Annotated in this window: 14 protein-coding genes; 10 read left to right on the top strand and 4 right to left on the bottom strand. The window is 72.1% G+C overall.

What is annotated here, in order from left to right; genetic code table 11:
* Nucleotides 1-19: 19 nt before the first annotated feature.
* From merB to ACIA77_RS21755, 5 genes are all read left to right on the top strand, one after another.
* Entirely contained in the window at nt 20-700 is a 681-nt protein-coding gene (gene merB, locus ACIA77_RS21775) for an organomercurial lyase (protein ID WP_395887737.1), read from the top strand.
* A gap of 153 nt (nt 701-853) precedes the next feature.
* Nucleotides 854-1945 (top strand): polyprenyl synthetase family protein, encoded by a 1092-nt coding sequence (locus tag ACIA77_RS21770; protein ID WP_395887736.1) that lies wholly within the window; start codon nt 854-856, stop codon nt 1943-1945.
* A complete protein-coding gene (gene crtI / locus ACIA77_RS21765) occupies nt 1942-3420 on the top strand; it encodes a phytoene desaturase family protein (protein ID WP_395887735.1) in 1479 nt (492 codons plus the stop codon). Before ACIA77_RS21770 ends, crtI begins: the two co-directional genes overlap by 4 nt.
* The gene (locus tag ACIA77_RS21760) at nt 3417-4340 is read left to right on the top strand and encodes a phytoene/squalene synthase family protein (protein WP_395887734.1); all 924 of its coding nucleotides are present in this window, start codon (nt 3417-3419) and stop codon (nt 4338-4340) included. The genes crtI and ACIA77_RS21760 overlap by 4 nt, the downstream gene beginning before the upstream one ends.
* Nucleotides 4341-4343: 3 nt before the next feature.
* Nucleotides 4344-5129 carry an LLM class F420-dependent oxidoreductase gene (locus ACIA77_RS21755; protein ID WP_395887733.1) on the top strand — a complete coding sequence of 262 codons (786 nt, stop codon included), beginning with the start codon at nt 4344-4346 and terminating at the stop codon, nt 5127-5129.
* A 141-nt stretch (nt 5130-5270) separates the two neighbouring features.
* Here ACIA77_RS21755 and ACIA77_RS21750 read toward each other — a convergent pair whose 3' ends face one another.
* Nucleotides 5271-5639, bottom strand: coding sequence for an Rv2175c family DNA-binding protein (locus ACIA77_RS21750; protein WP_395887731.1), 369 nt, complete (start codon nt 5637-5639; stop codon nt 5271-5273).
* A gap of 103 nt (nt 5640-5742) precedes the next feature.
* On the opposite strand from ACIA77_RS21750, the gene pknB reads away from it, so the two are divergent.
* From pknB to ACIA77_RS21725, 5 genes are all read left to right on the top strand, one after another.
* Nucleotides 5743-7791 (top strand): Stk1 family PASTA domain-containing Ser/Thr kinase, encoded by a 2049-nt coding sequence (gene pknB / locus ACIA77_RS21745; RefSeq protein WP_395887730.1) that lies wholly within the window; start codon nt 5743-5745, stop codon nt 7789-7791.
* On the top strand, nt 7788-7997 hold the full coding sequence (locus ACIA77_RS21740) for a hypothetical protein (protein ID WP_204090468.1): 210 nt from the start codon (nt 7788-7790) through the stop codon (nt 7995-7997). The genes pknB and ACIA77_RS21740 overlap by 4 nt, the downstream gene beginning before the upstream one ends.
* Before the next feature lie 47 nt (nt 7998-8044).
* Complete coding sequence (locus tag ACIA77_RS21735) at nt 8045-9553, top strand: SPFH domain-containing protein (protein WP_395887729.1); 1509 nt, start codon at nt 8045-8047, stop codon at nt 9551-9553.
* Between the two features lie 3 nt (nt 9554-9556).
* Nucleotides 9557-10933, top strand: a complete 1377-nt coding sequence (locus ACIA77_RS21730; RefSeq protein ID WP_395887728.1) for a hypothetical protein — start codon at nt 9557-9559, stop codon at nt 10931-10933.
* Between the two features lie 135 nt (nt 10934-11068).
* On the top strand, nt 11069-12382 hold the full coding sequence (locus ACIA77_RS21725; protein WP_395887727.1) for a wax ester/triacylglycerol synthase family O-acyltransferase: 1314 nt from the start codon (nt 11069-11071) through the stop codon (nt 12380-12382).
* A 4-nt stretch (nt 12383-12386) separates the two neighbouring features.
* Here the strand turns inward: ACIA77_RS21725 and ACIA77_RS21720 are convergent, their stop codons facing one another.
* The 3 genes from ACIA77_RS21720 to gltB form a co-directional block, all read right to left on the bottom strand.
* Nucleotides 12387-13778 (bottom strand): class II 3-deoxy-7-phosphoheptulonate synthase, encoded by a 1392-nt coding sequence (locus ACIA77_RS21720; RefSeq protein ID WP_395887726.1) that lies wholly within the window; start codon nt 13776-13778, stop codon nt 12387-12389.
* A gap of 327 nt (nt 13779-14105) precedes the next feature.
* Nucleotides 14106-15611, bottom strand: a complete 1506-nt coding sequence (locus tag ACIA77_RS21715; RefSeq protein ID WP_395887725.1) for a glutamate synthase subunit beta — start codon at nt 15609-15611, stop codon at nt 14106-14108.
* Nucleotides 15604-20145, bottom strand: a complete 4542-nt coding sequence (gltB, locus tag ACIA77_RS21710; RefSeq protein ID WP_395887724.1) for a glutamate synthase large subunit — start codon at nt 20143-20145, stop codon at nt 15604-15606. Before gltB ends, ACIA77_RS21715 begins: the two co-directional genes overlap by 8 nt.
* Nucleotides 20146-20515: the final 370 nt, after the last annotated feature.

Raw genomic sequence — 20515 nt, 5'->3', positions numbered from 1 at the left:
CTCCGCCGAGGAGCCTGCGATGAGCAGCGAAGACGACACCGCCTGGGACGAAGACGTACGAGTGGCTGTGTACCAGGCGTTCGCCACCCACGGGCGCGCGCCAACGGGCCCTGAGCTGGCCGATGCGGCCCACGGTTCACTCGCCGTGGCCAAGCAGGCACTGCACCGCCTCGCGGACGAGCGCCACCTCGTCCTCGACGAGTGCGAGCACGTGGCGCTGGCGCACCCGTTCGCGGCGATCCCGCTCGGCTTTTCAGTGATGGGCGCCCGCACGCTCTGGTGGGGTGGCTGCGCGTGGGATTCGTTCGCGATCCCGCACCTCGTGCCCGCCGAACCGGAGGTGCTGGTGGCCACGCGCTGCCCGGGCTGCTCCTCGCCCACCGCGCTCGTCGTGAACCGTTCCGCGCCCCCAGCGGGCGCGTACGTCGCCCACTTCCCCGTGCCGACGGCCCGCATGTGGGACGACGTGCGCCACACGTGCTCGGTCCAGCGCCTGTTCTGCGACGAGTCCTGTGTGGACGAATGGGTCACGCGGACCGGGATGGCCAAGGGCGCGGTGCTGGACCTGCCGGCCCTGTGGCGGCTGGCGGAAGGCTGGTACGCCGGTCGCCTCGAGTACGGCTACCGCCGCCGCGACCCGGCCGAAGCGGCGGAGTACTTCGCCGCGGCCGGGTTGCCGGGCGAGTTCTGGACCGGGTAGCCGGCACTGCACCGGCCCGAGCCGGAAGGCGCGGACCTGCGGTTGCCGTCCCGGCGGCGGGGCGTGGTGCGATCACCAGTACCTGACGTCTCGTTCGCCACATCCGGGGCACCCGGCGGCACCGTGCGGGCGCGTGCCCCGGATGATGGCGGCATGGATGTGCCCGGTTTCGACGACGACCTGCCCGCCCACGTCGAGCGGGCGCTGGCCGCGTTCCTCGGCCGGGCCGGCGACGGGATCGTGCGGACGGAACCGAGCGTGCGCGCCGGCATCGACGTGCTGTCGGGGTTCGTGCTGAACGGCGGCAAGCGCATCCGGCCGACGTTCGCGTGGTGGGGCTGGCGCGGCGCGGGCGGTGCGGCGTCGGGGAAGGACGCCGAAGGGGCGCTGCAGGTCGTCGCGAGCCTGGAGCTGATCCAGGCCTGCGCGCTGATCCACGACGACCTCATCGACTCCTCCGACTCGCGCCGCGGGTTCCCGACGGTGCACGTGGCGTCGGCGAAGGTGCACGCGGACCACGGGTGGCTGGGGTCGCCCGCGACGTTCGGGCTGGCCACGGCCGTGCTGGTCGGCGACCTCGCACTGGCGTGGGCCGACGACATGTTCGCCGAGGCCCCGCTGCCGGCCGAGACGCTGGCGCGGGCGCGGCCGGCGTGGCGCGCGATGCGCACGGAGGTCCTCGCCGGGCAGTACCTGGACGTGCGGACGCAGGCCGTCGGCGACGCCTCGCCCGAGGCCGCGCTGCGGATCGACCGGCTGAAGACCGCCGCGTACACCGTGCAACGCCCGCTGCACCTCGGCGCGGCGCTGGCCGGTGCCGACGAGGAACTGGTCACCACGCTGCTGGAGTTCGGCGGTGACGTCGGCGTGGCGTTCCAGCTGCGCGACGACCTGCTGGGCGTGTTCGGCGACCCGTCCGTGACCGGCAAGCCCGCCGGCGACGACCTGCGCGAGGGCAAGCGCACGCTGCTCGTGGCGCTGGGCCTGCAATTGGCCGACGAACGCGGCGAGTCGGCCGCGGCGAAGGTGATCGCCGGCGCGATCGGCAAGGCCGATCTGTCCGACACGGCCGTCGACACCGTGCGCGACGCGCTCACGAGCGTCGGCGCGGTCGACGCCGTCGAGCGGCGCATCGACGACCTCACCCACTCGGCGATGGCCGCGCTCGACCGCGCGCACCTGGCCGAGCCGGCGCCGGCCGCGCTGGCCGAGCTGGTCGGCAAGGCGACGCGGCGGACCTCGTGACCAAAGCCGTCACCGGGCCCACCGATCACGTGGTGGTGGTCGGAGCGGGCCTGGCCGGGCTTTCCGCGACGCTGCACCTGCTGGGCTCGGGCCGGCGCGTCACGGTGCTGGAGCAGGACAAGGTGCCCGGCGGCCGCGCGGGCCAGCAGGACTTCGGCGCGAACGCCGTCGACACCGGCGCGAGCGTGCTGACCATGCCCGAGCTCGTCGACGAGGCCCTGCACGCCGTCGGCGAATCCCTCGCGGACACGCTGCAGCTCACGAAGCTCGACCCCGCCTACCACGCCCGGTTCGCCGACGGCAGCACGCTCGCGCTGCGCACCGACGGCGACGCGATGGAGGAGGAGATCCGCGCGTTCGCCGGCCCCGTGGAGGCCGCCGGATACCGCGCGCTGCGACGCTGGCTCACGGAGCTGTACGCGGTGCAGAAGGACCGCTTCATCGGCGCCAACTTCGACACGCCGCTCGATCTGGCGCGCCCCGAGCTGGCCAAGCTCGCCGCGCTGGGCGGGTTCGGCCGGCTCGGCCCGAAGGTCGCGCACTTCCTGCGCGACGAGCGCGTGCGACGGCTCTTCTCGTTCCAGGCGCTGTACGCCGGGCTCGACCCGGCGCGGGCGCTCGGCGCGTACGGCGTGATCGCGTACATGGACACCGTCGGCGGCGTCTACTACCCGCGCGGCGGCATGGGCGCGATCGCCCGGACCATGGCCAACGCCGCCGCGAAAGCCGGCGCCGACCTGCGGTTCGGCACCGAGGCGGCGTGGCTGGAGCGGGTGTCGTCGCGCGTGCGCGCGGTCCGCACGCGCACCGGCGAGCGGATCGACTGCGACGCCGTCGTGCTCGCCACCGAACTGCGCACGGCCTACCGGCTCCTCGGCGCCCGACCGAACCGGGTCCTGCCGCTGCGGTACTCGCCCTCGGCCGTGGTGCTGCACGGGCACACCACGAGGTCGTGGGACCAGCTCGGGCACCACACGATCTTCTTCGGCCGCGCCTGGGAGCAGACGTTCGCCGAGATCGTGCGCGACGGTCGCCTGATGAGCGATCCCTCGCTGCTCGTCACGCGCCCGACCGCGACGGAGCCCGGCCTCGCGGGCGACGGCGGCGAAATCGTGTCCGTGCTCGCGCCCGCCCCGAACCTGCGCCGCGGCCAGATCGACTGGCCACGCGTCGGTCCCGCCTACCGCGAAGAACTCGTGCGCACGCTGGAAGGGCGCGGGCTCACCGGGTTCGGCGCCGAGTTCACCGTGGACGAACTCGTGACGCCCACCGATTGGGCCGCGCGCGGGCTCGCGGCGGGCACGCCGTTCTCGCTCGCCCACACGTTCACGCAGACCGGCCCCTTCCGGCCCGCCAACCTGGTGCGGGCGGCGGGCAACGTGGTGCTCGCCGGCTGCGGCACCACCCCCGGCGTCGGCATCCCGCCGGTGCTGATCTCCGGACGTCTCGCCGCGGAAAGGATCACCGGCCGGTGACAGAACTGGACGCCGCCGGCATCACGGAGCCCGGCCTGCGGGCCGCGTACACCGAGTGCCGCCGCATCAACGCCCACCACGGCCGCACGTTCTTCCTCGCCACCCGCCTGTTGCCGGCGCGCGCCCGGCCGGCGGCGCACGCGCTGTACGGCTTCGCGCGCATGGCCGACGAGCTCGTGGACAACCCCGAACCGGGTTCCGACCCGAAGAGCGCGCTCGACACCGTCGCCGGGATGGTCGACGAGGTCTACGAAGGCGGTGCGCCGGCGGACCCGGTGCTGGCCGCGCTCGCGGACACCGTGCACCGCTACGCCATCCGGCGCGAGCTCGTGGACGCGTTCCTGCACTCGATGCGGATGGACCTCACCGTCACCGAGTACGCGACGTACGCGGACCTCGCCGAGTACGTCCACGGGTCGGCGTGCGTGATCGGGCTGCAGATGCTGCCGGTGTTCGGCACCGTCGTGCCGCTGGCGGAAGCCGAACCGAGCGCGGCGGCGCTCGGGGAAGCCTTCCAGCTCACCAATTTCCTGCGCGACGTCGGCGAAGACCTCGACCGCGGACGCCTGTACCTGCCCGCGGAAGAACTCGCGGCGTTCGGCGTCGACCGTGAGCTGCTCGTGGAATCCCGGCGCCGCAACGCGGCCGACCCGCGCGTGCGGCGCGCCCTCGCCGTCGCCGTGTCGCGCGCCCGCGCGGTGTACCGGCGCGCCGAGGCCGGAATTCCCTTGCTGCGCCCCGAATCCCGGCCGTGCGTGCGCACCGCGATCACGCTCTACGAAGGCATCCTCGACGAGATCGAGAGCCTGGACTACGACGTGCTGAACCGGCGCGCGGTCGTCGGCAAGGGCCGCCGGCTGGCCGTCGCGCTGCCGCAGCTGGTCGCCGTGTGGGCCCGCTCCCGGGTGCGTAGGCTCTGAACCATGACTGGTTCGACCAAGCGGCTGCGGATCGGGGTTCAGCTCCAGCCGCAGCACGCCGACTACGACAGCATCCGCCGCACCGCCTCCGCCGCCGAAGACCTCGGCGTGGACATCGTGTTCAACTGGGACCACTTCTTCCCGCTCTACGGTGATCCCGACGGCCTGCACTTCGAGTGCTGGACCATGCTCGGCGCCTGGGCGGAGTCGACTTCGCGCGTCGAGATCGGCGCGCTGGTGACGTGCAACAGCTACCGCAACCCGGAACTGCTCGCCGACATGGCCCGCACCGTGGACCACATCTCGGGCGGCCGCCTCATCCTCGGCATCGGCTCGGGCTGGTTCGAAAAGGACTACGACGAGTACGGCTACGAGTTCGGCACCGCGGGCGGGCGCCTCGACGACCTGGCCGAGTCGCTGCCGCGCATCGAATCGCGGCTGGGCAAGCTGAACCCGGCGCCGACGCGCAAGATCCCCGTGCTGATCGGCGGTGGCGGCGAGAAGAAGACCCTCAAGCTCGTCGCCAAGCACGCCGACATCTGGCACGGCTTCGGCGACCCGGAGGTCGTCGAGCGCAAGGTGAAGGTCCTCGACCAGCACTGCGCCGACCTCGGCCGCGACCCGGGCGAGATCGAGCGCTCGGTGGGCGTGCAGGGCGACCCGGACGAGCTCGGCCCGAAGCTCGCCGAACTGGGTGTGACCACGTTCACCGTCGGCGTCGGCGGCCCCGACCACGACCTCACCGACGTGAAGAAGTGGCTCGCCTGGCGCGACAAGCAGCAGGGCTGAGCTGCACCGATTCACCGAAGGCCTCCTCGCGCACGCGGGGAGGCCTTCGGTCGTACGGGTGTTCGGCGCGACGGGCGGGCCGCGGCCGCGTTCGACTACCCGGCGTGGTCACGCCAGTGCGGGGTGAACCGGGCGAAGTGCCTAGAAAGCCATGGCCTGGGCGCGCCGCTTGACCTCCGTGCCGTGGCTCGTCCGCAGTGCGTTGACCGGCGTCACGCCCGGCAGGGTCTCGTCCTCCGCGAAGAGCCAGCGCAGCATCTCCGTGCGGCTGAACCCGGAGTCCGCGAGCACCGTGATCGTGCCGGCCAGGCCCTTGACCACTCCGTCCTTGACGAAGAAGTCGTTCGGCACGCAGAGCTCGCCGTTCCGTTTCAGCGCGATCAGGTGGCCGTCGCGAAGCAGCTGGCGCACCTTGTTGGACGAGATCCCGAGCACGGCCGCCACCTCCGCAAGCGGAAGAACGGCGACCGCGGAGTCGAGGACGTCATCGGCGACAGGTATCCCACTCACACGTGACACTGTGCCACATTCGACCGGTTTCCCCACTGGTACGCACGGGTGACCCGCCAGGTCATCTCACCCCCGCGGGCGTCAGTCCGTACGATAGCCAGCCGTGACACGCACGCACCCCAGCCTCGTCGGCACGCTGCTCGAACGCCGCTACCGCGTGGACCGGCTGCTGGCCCGGGGCGGGATGTCGTCGGTCTACCGGGGTGTGGACACCCGGCTGGACCGGCAGGTCGCGATCAAGATCATGGACCCCCGCTTCGCCGACGACCGGTCGTTCGTGGACCGGTTCGTGCGCGAAGCGCGGTCGGCGGCGCAACTGCACCACCCGAACGTGGTGGCCGTGCACGATCAGGGCTTCGACGTCCCCGCGGGTGAGGAAAGCGGGCTCGCGTTCCTCGTGATGGAACTCGTCGACGGCGGGACGCTGCGCGACCTGCTGGCCGAGCAGAGCCGCCTCGACGTGGCGCTCGCGCTGAGCATCGCCGAGCCCGTGCTGTCGGCCCTGGCGGCCGCCCACGCCGCCGGCTTGGTGCACCGCGACGTGAAGCCCGAGAACGTGCTCATCGGCCGCAGCAGCGGTGCTCTGTCGGGCGGGGTGGTGAAGGTCGGCGACTTCGGCCTGGTCCGCGCCGTTGCCAGTGCGGGCACCACGAGCTCGAGCGTCATCCTGGGCACGGTCGCCTACCTCTCCCCGGAGCAGGTGACGACGGGCGTCACCGCGGCCCGCGGCGACGTGTACTCGGCCGGGATCCTGCTGTACGAGATGCTCACCGGCGCGACGCCCTACACCGGGGACACGCCGTTGTCGGTCGCCTACCGGCACGTGAACGACGACGTGCCGCGCCCGAGCGAGCTGCGCCCGGACCTGCCGCCCGCGCTCGACGAGCTGATCCTGCGCGCCACGCGCCGCGATCCCGAGCTGCGCCCGGCCGACGCCGGTGCGTTCCTCGCCGAGCTTCAGGCCGTGCGCGCGGAGCTGGGCCTGCAGCCCGTGCCGATCCCCGTGCCCCCGCCGCCGGACGGCGACCGCATGTCCGACGCCGAGCGCACGATGCCGCGCATCCCGGTGGCCGAGCGGACCATGCCCGTCTCGGGCCCGCAGGGCACGCGGGCGCTGACGCGAGCCGTCCCCGCCGGGCCGCCGCCGTCGCCGCCGGGCGGACAGCCGACGATGGCCGTGCCGCCCCCACCGCCCCCGCCGCGGCCACGCTCGCACGCCCGTCCCGAGGACGCGCCGAAGCCGCGCGACCGGCGCAAGATGATCGCTCTGGTGGCGCTGGGTGTGCTCGTGCTGGGCGGGCTCATCGGCGCGTTCGCCTTCATCCTCAGCGAATCGGCCCCCACCACGGCGGCCGTGCCCCAGCTCGTGGGCCTGACGCAGGCCGAAGCCGGCGACAAGCTGCGTGCGGAGAGCCTGACCCCGAAGTACAGCCAGGAGTTCAGCAACACCGTCCCGGCCAACACCGTCATCAAGGTGGATCCCGCCGAAGGCACGCAGCTGGAGAAGGACGCGACCGTGTCGGTGGTCGTGTCCAAGGGCCGGCCGGTGGTGCCGAACATCCAGGTCGGCACCCCGCTGGCCGACGCGACGAAGGCGATCCAGGCCCAGCAGCTCACCGTCGCCCAGGGCACGCCCGCGTTCAGCGACACGGCGCCGCAGGGCACCGTCATGAGCGTCAGCCCGGCGGTGGGCACGCCGGTGAACATCGGCGGCCAGGTCACCGTGGTCCTGTCGAAGGGCCCGGAACCGCTTCCGCCCGTGCCGGACGTGACGGGACGGCCGAAGGCCGAGGCGTTCCAGCTGCTGCAGCAGGCCGGGTTCCAGCCGGTGGACGGCGGCGAGGAGTTCTCGCAGACGATCCCCGCGGGCGGCGTCACGCGCACCGATCCGCCGGCGAACACGCCGGGCAGCAAGCAGGTCCGGGTCTTCGTGTCCAACTCCGTGCAGGTGCCCGACGTGCGGTTCAAGCAGTTCGACGAAGCCGAGCAGATCCTCAAGCAGGCCGGGCTCGACGTCGACAAGCAAGGTGGCGGCGGCGGACGCGGCCACGGCGGGGGCGGCGGCTTCAACTTCGTGTTCCAGCAGGACCCGCAGCCCGGCTCACTGGTGCCGAAGGGCACGAAGGTGAAGATCCGGGGCTTCGGCGGATGATCGGCAGCCGCGGGCGGATCACGGGCGCTGTCGGCCCCGGCCTGATCGGTGAGGTGCTGCTCAGCGTGCGGGGCGGCACCGAGGCGTTCTACGCGTACGCGGCCGACCCCGAAGCCCGGTTCCCGACGGGCACACAGGTCCTTGTAGTGGATTTCGAACCCCCGCGGACGGTTTACGTCGAACGGTGGCAACCACTGCGGCCGTAGCTGCGTCGTAGAGCTGCCAACAACCGAAAATCGGGCTGCGAGGGGTTATGGAAATCTGGCTCATCGTCGCGATCGCGGTGGTCGCCGTGATCGTGCTGTTCGGCCTCCTGCGGATGCTGTACAAGGTCGCGGAGCCGAACGAGGCGCTCATCATCTCGGGGTGGGGGATCCGGGTGGAGCGCACCGAGACCGCCGACAGCCTCGGCTTCAAGATCGTCACCGGCCGAGGGGTCAACGTGATCCCCGGCTTCCAGACCGCGCGACGCCTTTCGCTCGACACGCGCGGCGTGAACCTGCAGGTTTCCTGCGTGACCAAGCAGGGCCTGCCCGTGACCGTGCGCGCGGTGGTGATCTACAAGGTGGGCGACGACTACGCCTCGATCGCCAACGCCGCCCGCCGGTTCCTCGACCAGCAGAAGGGCATGAACGACACCATCCACGAGCTGTTCTCGGGCCACCTGCGCTCGATCGTGGGCGGGCTGACCATCGAGGAGATGATCCACAACCGCGACGCGCTGACCGGCGAGGTGCGGCAGTCGTCGGCGACCGAGATGATCAAGCTGGGCCTGATCGTCGATTCGCTGCAGATCCAGGAGATCGACGACGAGTCCGGTTACATCAACAACCTCGGCAAGCCGCACGCCGCGGCCATCGCGGCGGCCGCGCGCATCGCGGAGGCGCAGCGTGACCAGGAGGCCACGCAGGCCGAGCAAGTCGCCGCCGCGCAGAAAGCGGGCGCGATGCGGGAAAGCCAGATCAAGCAGGCGGGGTACCAGGCCGAGGTCGACCAGGCCAAGGCGAAGGCGAGCCAGTCGGGCCCGCTGGCCGAGGCGACCGCGCGCCAGGAGGTCGTGGTCCAGGAGACGCGGGCGGCCGAACTCGAGGCCGCGCTGGCCGAGCAGCGGTTGCAGTCGCAGGTCCGCAAGCCGGCCGACGCGAAGGCCTACGAGACGCGCACGACGGCCGACGCCGACCGCGACGCGCAGATCGCCCGGGCCCAGGCCGAGGCGAAGGAGACCGAGCTGCGGGCCGCCGCCGACGCGACCCGCGTGAAGACGGCCGCCGACGCGGAGGCGCAGGCCACGAAGGCCCGGGCCGAGGCGTCGGCCGGCGCCACCCGCGCCACCGGTGAAGCCGAGGCCGCGGCGGCCCAGGCCCGGGGTCTGGCCGAGGCGGAGGCCGCGAAGGCGAAGGGTCTCGCGGACGCCGAATCGGCTCGCGCGAAGGGCCTCGCCGAGGCCGAGGCCATCAAGGCGCGGGCCGCGGCACTGGCGGAGAACCAGGAAGCTGTGGTAGCACAGCAGCTGGCCGAACGTTGGCCGGAAATCGTCGAGGCCGGCGCCCAGGCGTTCGGTAACGTCGACCACATGGTGGTCCTGAACGGCGCGGACGGGATGTCGGACATGTTCACCAAGGCGTTGTCGCTGGGCGGTACGGGCCTCGGCCTGGCCCGCCAGCTCATGGACGCCATGGGTGGCGGGTCCACGACCCCGTCGACCGGTCCGGCCGCTTCGGAGCAGGCGCTGACGAACGGCGACCTGTCCCGGCGCGAGTAGCGCATGAGCTTCTTCACGGACGGCCCTCGTGAGAGACCCCTGTTCCCCGTGCGGGAACGGGAGCTCTTCGGGTACGAGGGCCGCCCGTGGATGGGCCCGCCGAGCGACCACATCGTCCCGGCGCTGCTGCCGTGGACCCGTCCGCTCGGCCGCTCCGAACGCACGATCGTGGCGCTGCGGGGCGTCGAAGTCTGGCCGGAGGCCCTGACGCTCCGGCTGACGGTGTACTCGCGCGACACCCTGGAGGAGGGCCGCAGCGGCTCCCTCATCGACCACCGGCGGATCCCGGACTACAACGCACTGCTCGTGGGCGTGCTTTACCCGGACGGCAGCCGCGCCAGTTCCGAGTCGATCTCCGTCCCGTCCGCCTCGGAACCCGACCACCCCGTCCTGCGCGCCCACGGCTGCGGCGGCTCCCAGTTCCACCTCGACCACCGCGTCTTCGTGTGGCCGTTGCCCGAGGACGGGCCGTTCACGGTGGTGGTCCAGTGGCTGGAGCGGGACGTCGAGGAAACCCACACGGAGCTGGACGGTGCGGCCATCCACGCGGCGGCGCTGGGCGCCGGGGAGCTGTGGCCGGGCCTGCCGAAGCGCCCGGGCAACGGGGTGGCGTTCCGGAACCTCTCGGCCACGGCGGGCCAGTTCGGACAGCCGGGTGCCGGCGAGGCCGCGGGTTCACTGCCGCGGCGCGCTCCGGACGACAGCTCCTCGATCCCCCACCGCGCGCCGGCAGAGGGTCCTCGACGAGCTTTCGCCGACCGCGCGCGCAACGGTGAGGCTGCTCGCCCGTCGGCGGAGGCAGCAGCACCTGCGGAACCGGTACAGGAGACGACGCCGACGGCCGAGGGTGAGCTGCCAGCCTCCGAAACCTCGCTTCTCCCCCGCCAGGACCCGGCCGACGGTGCGACGTCCCACCGTGCGCCACCGCGCCCGCTGCTGGAAGGAGTCTCGCTGCGCCCCCGCCGTGCGTCGGAAGAAGGGACGAGGCCGCCGGCCGCCGGGCAGCCCGCTTCGGCGGGGCACGCCGCAGACGGAGCGCTGCCGAACCGGGTGGCCGGCGGGAAGTCGCCGTTGCCGCAGCGCAAGCGGGCGGATCCGGGGCGGCCCACGTTCGCGCCGGCGAAGGAACAGGCGGAGGACCCGTTGCTCCAGCTGTCCCGGTTCGCCGGGGAACGGGTGGCGCAGCCGCCGGACGAACCGCTGCCACAGCCGTCGCGGCCGGCGGAAAAGCCGCCGGCGGCCGAGGTGACGGAACCGTTGCCGCAGCCGTCGCGGGGTGGCGAAGGGGCGGGGCCGCGGTCGTCGTGGCCGGTGGAGTTGCCGCAGCCGACGCGAGCCGCGAAGGGCGAGCCGAGGCCGAAACGCAAGGGCCGGGCGTGACCCGGGTGAGTGAAACGGCGGGTCGTTAGCGCTCGCGAAACACGGTGACCACCCTCCCGTCATGTGCGGGTGGTGTCGTGGGGACCTTCCCGCACCAAAACCCACCGCACGAAACCCACCGAGGACGGTCGTCGGATGGCTCGTACCCCGCTCAGCTCGCTCGACGTCGCTTTTCTGTGCCTGGAAAGAGAAACCGCGCCGATGCACATGGGTGCGGTACTTTTGTTCACTTCTTCCGCGCGGGTCGACGGCGCGGAGATCGCGAAAACCCTCGCCGAACGTGCGGCGAAAATCCCCCAGCTGCGCCGGAAAACGCGCACCGAACTGTTCCCGCCCGGGTCGGCGTCGTGGTCGGACGATCCGGATTTCGTTGCGGCGCAGCACATCCACCACCACGAACTGACCACGCTGTACGACCCGGACCCGTTACCGGACTTCGCGTCGTGGTGGATCGCCGAACCGCTCGACACCGGGCGGCCGCTGTGGGACCTGACGGTGGTGACCGGGCTGCCGCAGGGCGGGTTCGCCGTGCTGCTCAAACTGCACCACGCGCTCACCGACGGCGCGGGCGCCTACGAGGTCACTGTCGGCCTGCTCGACGGCCTGACGGTCGCGAGCCGGGCCGCGGACCGCACCGCCGCGCCGGCGCCGATCCCGCGTCCGCGCTCGGCCCTGGACACCGTGAAGGACGCGCTGGGCAGCGGGCTCGCGCAGGCCGGGATCGCCACGTCGGTGGTCCGCGCCGCGCGGCCGCCGCTCTCGCCCGTGTCCGCGCCGGCGTCCGCCGAACGGCGGCTGGGGTTCGTGCGCCTCAGCGGCGGCGACGTGCGCCGCATCCGGCGCGCGCACGGCGGCACGAGCAACGACGTGGTGCTCGCCGTGCTGGCCGGGGCACTGCGCGACTGGCTGGTCAACCGCGGCAAACGCGCCGACGGGCGCACGCTGCGGGCCCTCGTCCCGGTCAGCGTGCGCGGCCGCTCGGGCGGGCAGGTCGGCGGCAACAAGCTGTCGGGCTACCTGTGCGACCTGCCGATCGGCGTCGACGACCCGGTGGAGCGCCTCGCCCTGGTGCGCCGCGCGATGACCCGCAACAAGGCCGCCGGCCCCGCCCGGGGCGCCGGCGCGTTCCCGCTGCTGGCCGAGCGCGTGCCGACGGTCCTGCACCGCCTCGGCACGAAGACCGCCGGCCGGGCCGCGCCGCTGCTGTTCGACCTGGTCGTGACCACCGTGCCGCTGCCGCCGGCGCGCCTGACGCTGGCGGGCGCGCCGCTGGCGCAGGTCTACCCGTTCGTGCCGCTGGCGCCGAACCACGCCGTGGGCATCGCCGTCGCGACCTACCGCGACGGCGTCCACATCGGACTCCAGGCGAACGCCGAGGCCGTGCCCGACCTCGGCGGCCTGCGCGACGCCGTCGTGAAGTCCGCCGCCGCGCTCCTGAACACCGTGTGAGGGATCAGCCCCGCAGCATTTCGGCCACGAGGAACGCCAGCTCGAGCGATTGCTGCGTGTTCAGCCGCGGGTCGCAGGCGGTTTCGTAGCGGCCGGAGAGGTCGACGTCGGAAATCTCCTGGGCGCCGCCGAGGCATTCGGTGACGTCTTCGCCCGTGAGCTCCACGTGGATGCCGCCCGGGTAGGTGCCGAGCTTGTGGTGCACCTCGAAGAAGCCCTGCACCTCGTCGACGATGCGGTCGAAGTGGCGGGTCTTGTACCCGGTGGACGACTCGTGGGTGTTGCCGTGCATCGGGTCGCACTGCCAGATGACCTTGTGGCCCGAGGCTTCGACCTTCTCGACGATCGCCGGCAGCACCTCGCGGACCTTGCCGTTGCCCATGCGCGAGATGAGCGTGAGCCGGCCCTCCTCGTGGCGCGGGTCGAGCCGCTCGACGTACTCCAGCGCCTGCTCCGGCGTGGTCGTCGGGCCGATCTTCAGGCCGATCGGGTTGGCCAGCAGCTCCGCGAACGCGATGTGCGCGCCGTCGAGCTGGCGGGTGCGCTCGCCGATCCACAGGAAGTGCGAGGACAGGTTGTACAGCTTCGGGTTGGCCGCGTCGGCGTTGTCCAGCCGCAGCAGGGCGCGCTCGTAGTCGAGCAGCAGCGCTTCGTGGCTCGCGAAGATCTCGGTGGACTGCAGCGACGAGTCGGTGACCCCGCAGGCGTTCATGAACCGCAGGCCGCGGTCGATCTCGGCGGCCAGCGCCTCGTAGCGCTCGCCCGCGGGCGAGGACGACACGAAGTCCTTGTTCCAGTCGTGCACCTGGTGCAGGTCGGCCATGCCGGCGCCGGTGAGGGCGCGGACGAGGTTCATCGCGGCACCCGCGTTCGCGTACGCGCGGATCATGCGGCCCGGGTCCGGCACCCGCAGCTCGGGCTTGGGCACCAGCGAGTTGATGATGTCGCCGCGGTAGACCGGCAGGCCCAGCGCGTCGGTGGACGCCGAACGCGGCTTCGCGTACTGGCCGGCGATGCGGCCCATCTTGACCACGGGCAGGCTGGCGCCGTAGGTGAGGACCACGGCCATCTGCAGCAGCGTGCGCAGGTTGGCGCGGATGTGGGGCTCGGTGTTGGACTCGAACGTCTCCGCGCAGTCACCACCCTGCAGCAGGAAGGCCTCGCCGCGCGCGACCATCGCGAGCTCGCTGTGCAGCCGGTCGATCTCGGCGGGCACGGTGATGGGCGGAACGCTCTCGAGGACACCGCGCACGCGCTTGGCCAGCTCGACGTCGGGCCACTCGGGCTGCTGCGCGGCGGGCAGCGCCAGCGCCGCGTCCAGGCGTTCACGCAGCTCGGGCGGGAGCGGCGGGAGTTCGGGAAGTGTGTCGACGGGAACGTCCACTGTCCAGTTCACGCGACCCAGGATAAGGTTCGCCGCCCCGCCCGGCTGCGCGAGGGCGACGCGGGTCACGCGTCCAGGCCTTCCCGGCGGTGCGGCTCGCCTGGTCGCCGCGGCGGGGGCGAGGCGCGGCAGCGGCGGTCTGCGCAGCCTCGGCAGCCCCGAACCCGCGTGGTGTCCGCCGAGTTCAGCCGCCCGCGGTGAGCCTCTCGCTCAAACGATCGGCGACGTGCCGTGGTCCGCGAAGGACCCGGTGTCACCCTCGATCGCGACGCCGCCGACGGGTGAAAAACAGGCCCCGGCGCGCCGTTGCGCCGGGGCCTGCGGCCGGGGGGGTGCGGGTCAGACCACCGCGAGTGGCAGCGCCGTCGGGTGCACCGGCGCGGGCAGATCCGAATCGCCGGTGAGGTAGGTGTCCACCGCGTTGGCCACGGAGCGGCCTTCGGCGATGGCCCACACCACGAGCGAGGCACCGCGGTGCGCGTCGCCGCAGACGAACACGCCCGGCGCGGTCTGCCAGTCGGGGCCGCACGACAGCGTGCCGCGACGGGTGAGCGAGAGGCCGAGCCCGTCGAGCAGCGGCATCTCCTCCACGCCCTCGAAGCCGATGGCGAGCAGCACCAGGTCGGCGGGCAGCACCTCGACCTCGTCGCTGGTGGGCACGACCTCGCGGCGGCCCGTCTCCGGGTCCTTCTCCACGCGGACGTGCTGCAGCTCCAAGGCCTTCACGCGGCCCTCACCGTCGTCGACGAACCGCTTCACGGCCACGGCGAACCTCCGCTCGCCGGCCTCCTCGTGCGCCGGGTAGGTGCGCAGGATGTACGGCCACGTCGGCCACGGCGAACGTTCGTCGTCGCGCGTCGTGGGCGGCACCGGGTACTGGTCCAGCTGCGTCACCGACAGCGCGCCCTGGCGCGTCGCCGTGCCGTAGGAGTCGGCGCCGGTGTCGCCGCCGCCGATGATCACGACGTGCTTGCCCGCCGCGTCGATCGCCGACGGGCCGTCGCCCTCGACGAACTTGTTGGCGGGCACCAGGTGCTCCATCGCGAGGTGCACGCCGGCGAGCTCGCGGCCCGGGATGGTCCGGTCGTCGCGCCCGCGCAGCGCGCCCACGGCCAGCACCACGGCGTCGTAGCGCTCACGCAGGTCCTCCACCGTGAGGTCCACGCCGACCTCGCAGCCGGTGACGAACCGCGTGCCCTCCTTGCGCAGCTGCGTGAGGCGGCGGTCGAGGACCTTCTTCTCCATCTTGAACTCGGGGATCCCGTAGCGCAGCAGGCCACCCAGCCGGTCGTCGCGCTCGAAGACCGTGACCTCGTGGCCCGCGCGCGTCAGCTGCTGCGCGGCCGCGAGCCCGGCCGGCCCGGACCCGACCACGGCGACCCGCCGGCCCGAGGAGACCTCGGCTGCCTGCGGCTGCACGTGGCCCGATTCCCACGACTGATCGGCGATCGTGGCCTCGACGCGCTTGATCGCCACGGGCCCGCCCGACAGCGGCGAGATCGCCAGCACGCAGCCCGCCTCGCACGGCGCCGGGCACAGCTTCCCGGTGAACTCGGGGAAGTTGTTGGTGGCGTGCAGCCGATCGCTCGCCGCGGCCCAGTCGCCGCGGCTGACGAGGTCGTTCCACTCGGGAATCAGGTTGCCGAGCGGGCAGCCCGAACCGCCGGAGTGGCAGAACGGGATGCCGCAGTCCATGCACCGCGAAGCCTGCGCGCGCACGGCTTCGTTGCGCTCGCCGGGATCCACGTCGGCATACACCTCGCCCCAGGAGGCGAGCCGGTCCTCTTTGGACCTCTTCTTCGGCTCTTCGCGCCGGAACTTCAGGAAACCGGTCGGGTCAGCCACGAGCGGCCTCCATGATCGCTTCGTCGACGTCGCGGCCGTCGGCGCGAGCCGCCTTCGCCGCGTCGAGGACCCGCTGGTAGTCGCGTGGCATCACCTTGGTGAAGGCCACCGAGCGCCGCGTCCAGTCGCCGAGGAGCGACGCGGCCACCGCCGAGCGGGTGAGGTCGTGGTGCTGCTGGACGATCTGCTTGAGCCACACCAGGTCTTCGGCATCCGGCGGGGTCAGGTCCACCATGTCGTCGTTGACCTTCGCGCGGTCGAGGTCGAGCACGTACGCGGCGCCGCCGGACATGCCGGCCGCGAGGTTGCGGCCCGTCGGGCCGAGCACCACGGCGCGGCCACCGGTCATGTACTCGAAGGCGTGGTCGCCGACGCCCTCGGCGACGACCGTGGCGCCGGAGTTGCGGACGCAGAAGCGTTCGCCGACCTGGCCGCGCAGGAACATCTCCCCGCTCGTGGCGCCGTAGGCGAGCGTGTTGCCCGCGATCGTCTGCGCCTCGGCGGCGAACTTGGCGTCGGGGTGCGGCCGGACGATGATCCGCCCGCCCGAGAGGCCCTTGCCGACGTAGTCGTTGGCGTCGCCGACCATGTCGAGCGTGAGGCCGCTCGGCAGGAACGCACCCAGCGACTGCCCGGCCGAACCGGTGAGCAGCACGTGGATCGTGTCCTCGGGCAGGCCCTCCCCGCCGTAGCGGCGCGTGATCTCGGAGCCCAGCAGCGTGCCGACGGTGCGGTTCACGTTGCGCACGGGCAGTTCCAGCCGCACCGGGTGCGCGTCCTCCAGCGCCGCCTCCGCGAGCTGGATGAGCGTGCGGTCCAGCGCGTGCTCGAGACCGTGGTCCTGCCCGCGCACGCGGCGCTTGGCACCGCCGTACGGGGTCTCCGACGGCATCTCGAAGATCGGCGCGAGGTCGAGCCCGGCCGACTTCCAGTGCGCCTGCGCCTCGGCCGTGTCGAGCAGCTCGGCGTGCCCGATGGCCTCGTCGAGCGTGCGGAAACCCAGCTGCGCCAGCGTTTCCCGCACCTCTTCGGCCACGAACTCGAAGAACTTCACGACGTGCTCGACCTGGCCCGTGTACCGCTTGCGCAGCACGGGGCTCTGCGTCGCGACGCCCACCGGACACGTGTCGAGGTGGCACACGCGCATCATCACGCAGCCCGCGACGACGAGGGGGGCCGTCGCGAAGCCGTACTCCTCGGCGCCGAGCAGCGCCGCGATCACCACGTCGCGCCCGGTCTTCATCGCGCCGTCGACCTGCACGGTGATGCGGTCGCGCAAACCGTTGAGCAGCAACGTCTGCTGGGTTTCGGCGAGGCCGATCTCCCACGGGGTGCCCGCGTGCTTGAGCGAGTTCATCGGCGACGCGCCGGTGCCGCCGTCGTGCCCGGAGATGAGCACCACGTCGGCGTGCGCCTTGGACACGCCCGCCGCGACCGTGCCGACGCCCAGCGAAGACACCAGCTTCACGTGGACGCGGGCCTGCTCGTTGGCGTTCTTCAGGTCGTGGATGAGCTGCGCCAGGTCCTCGATCGAGTAGATGTCGTGGTGCGGCGGCGGCGAGATCAGCCCGACGCCCGGCGTCGAGTGCCGCGTGCGCGCGATCCACGGGTACACCTTGTTCGGCGGCAGCTGGCCACCTTCACCCGGCTTCGCGCCCTGCGCCATCTTGATCTGGATGTCGCTGGAGTTGACCAGGTACTCGCTCGTGACGCCGAACCGGCCACTCGCCACCTGCTTGATGGCGCTGCGCCGCGTCGGGTCGTAGAGGCGCTCCGCGTCCTCGCCGCCCTCACCCGTGTTGGAGCGGCCGCCGATGCGGTTCATCGCGATGGCGAGCGTCTCGTGGGCCTCGGCCGAGATCGAGCCGTAGGACATCGCGCCGGTGTTGAAGCGCTTGAGGATCGCCTCCACGGGCTCGACCTCGTCGAGCGGCACGGGCTCGCGCGCGCCTTCGCGGAACTCGAAGAGCCCGCGCAGCGCGCCGCCCTCGCGGTAGAGGCGGTGCACCTCTTCGGTGTACTTGCGGTAGACCTCTTCGCGGCCCGTCTTCGACGCGTGCTGCAGCAGGAACACCGTCTCCGGCGTGAACAGGTGCAGTTCGCCCTCGCGGCGGTAGGCGTACTCGCCGCCGGTGTCCAGGCCGCGGTGCACGCGGTCGGTCGGGTTGTCCGGGTACGCGCGGCGGTGGCGCACCGCGACCTCTTCGGCGAGCACGTCCAGGCCCACTCCGCCGAGCTTCGACGACGTGCCGGTGAAGTACTCGTCGAGCAGGTCCTGGCTCAGGCCCAGCGACTCGAACACCTGCGCCGCCGTGTAGGCACCGACGGTGGAGATGCCCATCTTGGACATGATCTTCAGGACGCCCTTCACGAGCGCCTGCACGTACTTGCGGACCGCCTTCCCCGCCTCGAGACCGGAGATGGCGCCCTGCGCGATCATGTCCTCGATCGTCTCGAAGGCGAGGTACGGGTTCACGGCCGCGGCACCGTACCCCAGCAGCAGCGCGACGTGGTGCACCTCGCGCGCGTCACCGGTCTCCACGACGAGCGCGACGCGCAGGCGTTCCTTGGTGCGCACCAGGTGGTGGTGCACCGCGGACACGAGCAGCAGCGACGGGATCGGCGCGAGGCGGTGGTCGGAATCGCGGTCGGACAGCACGAGCGTGCGCGCCCCGGCGGCGATCGCCTCCGACGCCTCGCGGCGCACGCGCTCCACGGCGGCGGCGAGCGCCTCGCCGCCACCGTCCACTTCATACAGTCCGGAGAGGACACTGCACGCGAAGCCCGGCAGGTCGCCGTCGTCGTTGACGTGGATGAGCTTGGCGAGCTCGTCGTTGTCGATGACCGGGTACGGCAGGTTCAGGTGCCGGCACGACGCGGGGCCGGGCGCGAGCAGGTTGCGCTCCGGACCCATGATGCGCGCCATCGACGTGACGAGTTCCTCGCGGATCGCGTCGAGCGGCGGGTTGGTGACCTGCGCGAAGTTCTGCTTGAAGTACTCGTACAGCAGCCGCGAACGCTGCGACAGCACGGCGACCGGGGTGTCGGTGCCCATCGAGCCGATGGGCTCGGCGCCCTTGGCGGCCATCGGCGCGAGCAGGATCTTGAGCTCTTCTTCGGTGTAGCCGAAGGCGAGCTGGCGGCGCAGCACCGAATCGTGGCTCTGCACCACGTGGTCGCGGTCGGGCAGCTCGGCGAGCTTCAGCAGGCCGGCGTGCAGCCAGCCCTCGTACGGGTGTTCCTTGGCGAGCGCGGACTTGACCTCGTCGTCGGAGACGATGCGGCCGGCCTCGGTGTCCACGAGGAACATCCGGCCCGGCTTGAGGCGGCCCTTCGCGACGACGTCCTCCGGTGCGACGTCGAGCACACCGGCCTCGGAGGCGAGGACCACGCGGTCGTCGACGGTGCGCCACCAGCGCGCCGGGCGCAGGCCGTTGCGGTCGAGCACCGCGCCGACGAGCGTGCCGTCGGTGAACGTGACGCACGCCGGGCCGTCCCACGGCTCCATCAGGCTCGCGTGGAACTGGTAGAACGCGCGGCGCTCGGGGTCCATCGTGACGTGGTTCTCCCACGCCTCCGGGATCATCATCAGCACCGCGTGCGGCAGCGATCGCCCGCCCAGGTGCAGCAGCTCGAGCACCTCGTCGAACGACGCCGAGTCACTCGCTTCGGGCGAGCAGATCGGGTAGAGCCGCGTGAGGTCGCCCGGGATCAGGTCGGACTCGAGCAGCGCCTCGCGGGCGCGCATGCGGTTGCGGTTGCCGCGCACGGTGTTGATCTCGCCGTTGTGGGCCACGAACCGGAACGGGTGCGCGAGCGGCCACGACGGGAAAGTGTTGGTGGAGAAGCGCGAGTGCACCAGCGCGATCGCGCTCTCGAGCCGGGTGTCCGTGAGGTCGGGGAAGAACCGCGGCAGCTGCTCGGTGGTGAGCATGCCCTTGTAGACGATCGTGCGCGCCGACAGCGACGAGAAGTACGTGCCGCAGCCCGCGGACTCGCTGTCGTGCTCCACGCGCTTGCGCAGGCCGTACACGCGCCGGTCGAGGTCCAGCCCGGACTCGCCGCCCGGCGAGGTGACGAACAGCATCGCGAAGTGCGGCATCACCGAACGCGCCGTGGGACCGATTCCGGCCCGCTCGGCGTCCACGGGTACGTCGCGCCAGCCGAGCAGGTCGAGGCCCTCTTCCGCGGCGACGCGTTTCGTCAGCTCGACGGCCTTGCGACGCTGCTCGGCCTCGACGGGCAGGAACGCGATCCCGGCGGCGTACGTGCCGGGTGCGGGCAGGGAGACGCCGGCCTCGGCACGCAGCAGCTCGTCGGGCAGCTGCAGCAGGATCCCGGCACCGTCACCGCTGGTGGGCTCGGCCCCCGCGGCGCCGCGGTGCTCGAGGTTCGCCAGCGCGGTCAGTCCGTCGGTGACGATGCCGTGGGAGCGGCGGCCCTTGACGTCGGCCACCATGGCGACGCCGCAGGAGTCCTGCTCGCTCGTCGGGTCGTAGAGACCCTGCTTGCCGGGATTGGCGGAGAAGATCATGGAAAAGGGACCTCCTTCGTCGTTTCGTGCGATGGCCGGCGAACCGGCCGTGGGGAGCGCACGGGACGACGATGGCCCGCTTGTTAGCGCGACTTTAACACCTGGGAAACAGGCGAGCAGCACCTCAGAGCGGCCCGAACGGCGGTGAACGGTAACGATCTGGCTGCGCGGAACGATGTAGTTCCTGATGACAACTATGTCGTTCGCTTAGCTAACTATCTGATCTACGCGATTCCGTCAAGTGTAACCGGCCCTTAACGGATCCTGGGTCACAGACGGATTTCCGGCACCGAGCGTGGTCGGCCCGCTGCCCCGCGTCCACCTGTGTGACCGCTGCCGCACCGAAGTGAAACGTGTTAGCGTCCGCCGC

Source organism: Amycolatopsis sp. NPDC051903 (assembly GCF_044452505.1).
In the GTDB taxonomy this organism is placed as follows: Bacteria; Actinomycetota; Actinomycetes; order Mycobacteriales; family Pseudonocardiaceae; genus Amycolatopsis.
Note: the sequence above shows the minus strand (reverse complement) of the source record. Positions and strands in the feature narration are given on the sequence as shown.

Bases quoted from the DNA above. Each gene is read 5' to 3' on its own strand.
- merB (WP_395887737.1), top strand. From the start codon at position 20: ATGAGCAGCGAAGACGACACCGCCTGGGACGAAGACGTACGAGTGGCT.
- ACIA77_RS21770 (WP_395887736.1), top strand. From the start codon at position 854: ATGGATGTGCCCGGTTTCGACGACGACCTGCCCGCCCACGTCGAGCGG.
- ACIA77_RS21755 (WP_395887733.1), top strand. From the start codon at position 4,344: ATGACTGGTTCGACCAAGCGGCTGCGGATCGGGGTTCAGCTCCAGCCG.
- ACIA77_RS21740 (WP_204090468.1), top strand. From the start codon at position 7,788: ATGATCGGCAGCCGCGGGCGGATCACGGGCGCTGTCGGCCCCGGCCTG.
- ACIA77_RS21735 (WP_395887729.1), top strand. From the start codon at position 8,045: ATGGAAATCTGGCTCATCGTCGCGATCGCGGTGGTCGCCGTGATCGTG.
- ACIA77_RS21730 (WP_395887728.1), top strand. From the start codon at position 9,557: ATGAGCTTCTTCACGGACGGCCCTCGTGAGAGACCCCTGTTCCCCGTG.
- ACIA77_RS21725 (WP_395887727.1), top strand. From the start codon at position 11,069: ATGGCTCGTACCCCGCTCAGCTCGCTCGACGTCGCTTTTCTGTGCCTG.
- gltB (WP_395887724.1), bottom strand. From the start codon at position 20,145: ATGATCTTCTCCGCCAATCCCGGCAAGCAGGGTCTCTACGACCCGACG.